The organism is Streptomyces prasinopilosus (assembly GCF_001419695.1).
Classification (GTDB): domain Bacteria; phylum Actinomycetota; class Actinomycetes; order Streptomycetales; family Streptomycetaceae; genus Streptomyces; species Streptomyces prasinopilosus.
In genome coordinates, this window is record NZ_LIRG01000454.1 from 1 (window position 1) to 4,932 (window position 4,932).

5 protein-coding genes are annotated in these 4,932 nt (G+C 73.3%); 3 read left to right on the forward strand and 2 right to left on the reverse strand.

Annotated elements, in window-relative coordinates; translation table 11 throughout:
• Together ftsL and rsmH are read right to left on the reverse strand one after the other, a co-directional pair.
• A partial coding sequence (gene ftsL / locus AOK18_RS19145; RefSeq protein ID WP_478078846.1) for a cell division protein FtsL occupies positions 1-316 on the reverse strand: 316 nt, incomplete at its 3' end.
• A 56-nt stretch (positions 317-372) separates the two neighbouring features.
• Positions 373-1,356 carry a 16S rRNA (cytosine(1402)-N(4))-methyltransferase RsmH gene (gene rsmH, locus AOK18_RS19150; RefSeq protein ID WP_055571732.1) on the reverse strand — a complete coding sequence of 328 codons (984 nt, stop codon included), beginning with the start codon at positions 1,354-1,356 and terminating at the stop codon, positions 373-375.
• A 434-nt stretch (positions 1,357-1,790) separates the two neighbouring features.
• On the opposite strand from rsmH, the gene AOK18_RS19155 reads away from it, so the two are divergent.
• From AOK18_RS19155 to AOK18_RS19165, 3 genes are all read left to right on the forward strand, one after another.
• The gene (locus AOK18_RS19155; RefSeq protein ID WP_055571733.1) at positions 1,791-2,339 is read left to right on the forward strand and encodes a beta-class carbonic anhydrase; all 549 of its coding nucleotides are present in this window, start codon (positions 1,791-1,793) and stop codon (positions 2,337-2,339) included.
• A gap of 302 nt (positions 2,340-2,641) precedes the next feature.
• Entirely contained in the window at positions 2,642-3,715 is a 1,074-nt protein-coding gene (locus AOK18_RS19160; protein WP_420865623.1) for an AAA family ATPase, read from the forward strand.
• Positions 3,715-4,932: DUF58 domain-containing protein (locus tag AOK18_RS19165; RefSeq protein WP_055695165.1), on the forward strand; the 1,218-nt coding region annotated here is incomplete at its 3' end. The genes AOK18_RS19160 and AOK18_RS19165, both read left to right, overlap by 1 nt.

Consider the following 4,932-nt stretch of genomic DNA (forward strand, 5'->3'; position numbering starts at 1 on the left):
GACGCCCTCCAGCGCCGGGCCCGCGAGCTGGGCATGGTGCCCGGCGCTGGAGGGCGTCGGGGGCGGAGTGGGCGTCGACGTCCCGCTGGAGGGCCTGTTCCTCGTCGGTGAGGCTCTTGGTCTCCCGCTTGAGGTCGTCGAGCCGGAACGCGCCCTCGCTGAGGGCCGAGTTCAGCAGCAGGAGCCCGATCAGGCCGCCGCCCAGGAGGAGGACGACCAGCAGCACGAAGGGGGTGCGGGCCGCCTGGGCCCGTCCCGTGGGGAGGAACTGCGCGAGACGGGCGGCCCGCCCCCTCAGTTCGGGTTTCCTGCTCACTCACGCTCCCCTGGGTCCGCCCGAAGCCTGCCTTCCGCCCCCGATCGCCCCGTACGTCATTCGAGGTGCTCCCGGACGCGCTGGGCGCCCCGCAGCCGGGCGGGTGCCGCTCGCCGGTTCTCGGCGATCTCCTCCTCGGTGGGAAGTTCGGCACCGCGCGTGAGCAGCTTGAGCCGGGGCTGGTAGCGCTCGGGGACGACCGGCAGGCCGGGGGGCGCGGTGGTGGCGGCGCCCGCCGCGAGCACCTGCTTGACCAGCCGGTCCTCCAGGGAGTGGTACGACAGCACGGCGATCCGGCCGCCGACGTCGAGCGCCCGCACCGCGGCCGGGACGGCCCGTTCCAGTACGGAGAGCTCGCCGTTGACCTCGATGCGCAGGGCCTGGAAGGTGCGCTTGGCCGGGTTGCCGCCGGTGCGCTTGGCGGCCTGCGGCAGCGCGTCCCGGATCAGCTCGACCAGGCGGGCGCTGGTGGTGAACGGCTCCTTCTCCCGCTCGCGCACCACCGCGGCCACGATCCGCTTGGCCTGCTTCTCCTCACCGTAGGCGCGCAGGATGCGGACGAGGTCGCCGGGCGGGTAGGTGTTGAGGACCTCGGCGGCGCTGATGCCGGCCGACTGGTCCATGCGCATGTCGAGCGGGGCGTCCTGGGCGTAGGCGAAGCCGCGGTCGGCCTCGTCGAGCTGCATCGAGGACACGCCCAGGTCGAACAGGACGCCCTGCACGCGCGGGACGCCGAGCCGGTCGAGCACGTCGGGGAGTTCGTCGTAGACGGCGTGGACCAGGGTGGCGCGCTCGCCGAAGGGGGCGAGCCGCTCACCGGACAGGCGCAGCGCCTCCCTGTCCCGGTCCAGGGCGATGAGCCGCGCCTCGGGGAACCGGGTCAGCAGGGCCTCGCTGTGACCGCCGAGGCCGAGGGTGCAGTCGACGACCACGGCTCCCGGCCGCTCCAGGGCGGGCGCCAGCAGGTCCAGGCACCGCCCGAGCATCACCGGGACGTGCCGGGTCTGCCCGCCCGTGTTCGCATGCGCTTCGCGCCCCATGGGTTCTGGGCCCTCTTCTCAAGGTCCGGCGCGGCGTGACGCACTGCCGGGTCCCCGCCCCTCCCCCGGTGTGGACGGGGCGGCCTGCCGGCGCCGGAGGCGACAGCCGGCCGGGAACGGGAGGAGGCCGAGCCGTACGTACGCGCAGCGCACGCGGGGAGATCTCCGGGACGCCGCCCGGTTCTCCGGGGAAATCAGTGCAGCGGGGAGTCTCGCCTCCCGCTTCGCGCCACTTTAGTCCACGGTGCGGCCCGGTCAATCAACCGGCCTGTGCGGCGCGGCCCTCGCCGCGAGGACAACCGCGTCAGGGGGAAACCACTCGTACGGGGAGGCTCACACCCCTCTTGTGGGTCATCTCACACCAAAGGTGGATGACGTTCTTTGTCCCGTCTCACAGCGAGCCTCGGGGGCGGGTGGCCAGTAACGTCATGGCTATGACGACTTCTGCATCGGTTCCCACGGGCTCGGGAAGTGCGACGGTCGGCCAGGGCACGGTCACCGACCGCCTGGTGGACGCGAACGCGCGGTACGCCAACGCCTTCACCGACCCCGGGATGGACGCCCGCCCCGTTCTCCGCGTCGCCGTGGTGGCCTGCATGGACGCCCGGCTCGACCTGCACGCCGCGCTCGGCCTCGAGCTCGGCGACTGCCACACCGTCCGCAACGCCGGGGGCGTCGTCACCGACGACGTGATCCGGTCGCTGACCATCAGCCAGCGGGCGCTCGGCACCCGCAGCGTGGTGCTCATCCACCACACCAACTGCGGCCTGGAGTCCCTCACCGAGGAGTTCCGGCACGACCTGGAGATGGAGGTCGGCCAGCGGCCCGCCTGGGCCGTGGAGGCCTTCCGGGACGCCGACCAGGACGTGCGCCAGTCGATGCAGCGGGTGCGCACCTCGCCGTTCCTGCTGCACACCGACGACGTGCGCGGGTTCGTCTTCGACGTGAAGACCGGCCTGCTGCGCGAGGTCGACCCCGCCTGACCCGTCGGCCCGCTCCGAGGACGCCTTCCGCCCGGGGGGCGCCCGTTCTCCGCGTGTCACGGGGGTGTCACCGGGCCGAACGGCATTCATAAAAGTCGTACGGGCCGACATATCACCGTCAGTTGCCCACGGGCGAGTGACACGAATCGATAACGGCGGCAAGAATGCGGGAGTGGTGCCGTGCGGAACCTTTCCGCACGGTGTCCGTGATTCGGGGTGGGCCGGTCCGCGCAGCGAGGCGTCGGCCCGGACATTGGGGCCCCCGTTCCTTCGGAGCGGGGGGCAAGGCCTAGGAGGGCCGGGTGACGACCTATGAGGATCGTGCAAGCCATGGGGACGCCCCCGACCGAGCGTATTCGAGGGTGGGGGACGACCTGACCGCCGTGGTCGAGCGCGTGCGGGCTTCGATGGAGGGCGTGATCGAGGGCAAGCCCGAGGTCGTACGGCTCTCGCTGACCGTGCTGCTCGCCGAGGGGCACCTGCTCATCGAGGACGTCCCGGGCGTCGGCAAGACGATGCTGGCCAAGGCGCTGGCGCGGTCCGTCGACTGCTCGGTGCAGCGCATCCAGTTCACACCGGACCTGCTGCCGTCGGACATCACCGGGGTGTCCATCTGGGACCAGGAGCGCCGCGACTTCGAGTTCAAGCCGGGGGCCATCTTCGCGCAGGTGGTGATCGGCGACGAGATCAACCGGGCGTCGCCGAAGACGCAGTCCGCGCTCCTGGAGTCGATGGAGGAGCGCCAGGTCACCATCGACGGCACGACCTACCACCTGCCCAGCCCCTTCATGGTGGTGGCGACGCAGAACCCGGTCGAGATGGAGGGCACCTATCCGCTGCCGGAGGCCCAGCGCGACCGGTTCATGGCCCGTGTCTCGGTCGGCTACCCGAGCCCCGAGGCCGAGCTGCGGATGCTGGACGTCCACGGCGGCGTCTCCCCGCTGGAGGACCTCCAGCCGGTGGCGCACGCGCACGAGATCCTGAAGCTGATCGAGACGGTGCGCGCGGTCCACGTGTCCGAACCGGTCCGCCGCTACGTGGTGGAGCTGGTCGCCGCCACCCGCACGCACCCCGACCTCAGACTCGGCGCCTCCCCGCGCGCGACGCTGCACCTGCTGCGCGCCGCGAAGGCGGCCGCGGCGCTGAACGGCAGGGAGTACGTGCTGCCGGACGACGTGCAGGCGCTCGCCGTGGCCGTCCTGGCGCACCGGCTGCTGCCCACCGCCCAGGCCCAGCTCAACCGCCGCACGGCCGAGCAGGTGGTGCGGGAGATCCTGCAGCACACGCCGGTGCCGGTCGCGGCCCCGCAGGAGACCGGCATCGGCCTGGGCCGCGGCGGTCTCGGGTACGGCCGGCAGCAGCCGCGGAGGCTGTGATGACGACCGCGGGAGCGGTCCGCGCGGAGGGCGACCTCGGTGACCGGGGCGCCCTGCGCACGGCCCTGGCCGGCCTGACCACCCGCGGGCGCTCCTTCCTGGCCGCCGGTGCGGCCGCCGCGGTCTGCGCCTACGTGCTCGGGCAGAGCGATCTGCTGCGGGTGGGGCTGCTGCTGGCGGTGCTGCCGCTGATGTGCGCGGGCGTGCTCCACCGGACCCGCTACCGGGTCACCGGCAGCCGCCGGCTCTCCCCCTCGCGGGTCCCGGCCGGCTCCGAGGCCCGGGTGCACCTGCGGATGGACAACGTGTCCCGGATGCCCACGGGCCTGCTGATGCTCCAGGACCGGGTGCCCTACGTGCTCGGGCCGCGGCCCCGGTTCGTGCTGGACCGGGTGGAGGCGGGCGGGCGGCGCGAGGTGTCCTACCGGGTCCGTTCCGACCTGCGCGGCCGCTATCCGCTGGGGCCGCTGCAGCTGCGCCTGTCCGACCCGTTCGGGATGTGCGAGCTGACCCGGTCCTTCTCCACGTACGACACGCTGACGGTGATCCCGCGCGTGGAGCCGCTGCCGCCGGTGCGGCTGAGCGGTGAGGCCAAGGGGTACGGCGACGGGGGGCAGCGGTCACTGGCGCTGGCCGGCGACGACGACGTGATCCCGCGCGGCTACCGGTACGGCGACGACCTGCGCCGGGTGCACTGGCGTTCCACCGCGCGCTACGGCGAGCTGATGGTGCGCCGCGAGGAGCAGCCGCAGCGGGCCCGGTGCTCGGTGCTGCTGGACACCCGGGCCGTCGCCTATGACGGCGCGGGCCCGGACTCGGCGTTCGAGTGGGCGGTGTCGGGTGCGGCGTCCGTGCTGACGCACATGCTGGAGCGGGGTTTCTCGGTGCGGCTGCTGACCGACACCGGCATGTCGGTGCCGGGCGAGGGCTCCGACGGGTTCGCGGGCGCGAGCCAGGAGTCGGCGGACACGGCCGGGCTGATGATGGACGCCCTCGCGGTGGTGGAGCACTCCGACGGGGCGGGTCTGTCCCTGGCGTACGACGCGCTCCGCGGCGGGGGCGAGGGACTGCTGGTGGCCTTCCTCGGCGATCTCGACGAGGAGCAGGCGGGGGTGCTCGCCCGGATGCGGCAGCGCAGCCGGGGGGCGGTCGCCTTCCTGCTGGACAGCGGGTCCTGGCTGCGGGAGCCGTCGGGGGCGTCCGGCCCGCCGGACGGT

Excerpts from the sequence above, each read along its gene's own strand:
- AOK18_RS19155 (WP_055571733.1), top strand. The coding sequence starts at position 1,791 with ATGACGACTTCTGCATCGGTTCCCACGGGCTCGGGAAGTGCGACGGTC.
- rsmH (WP_055571732.1), bottom strand. The coding sequence starts at position 1,356 with ATGGGGCGCGAAGCGCATGCGAACACGGGCGGGCAGACCCGGCACGTC.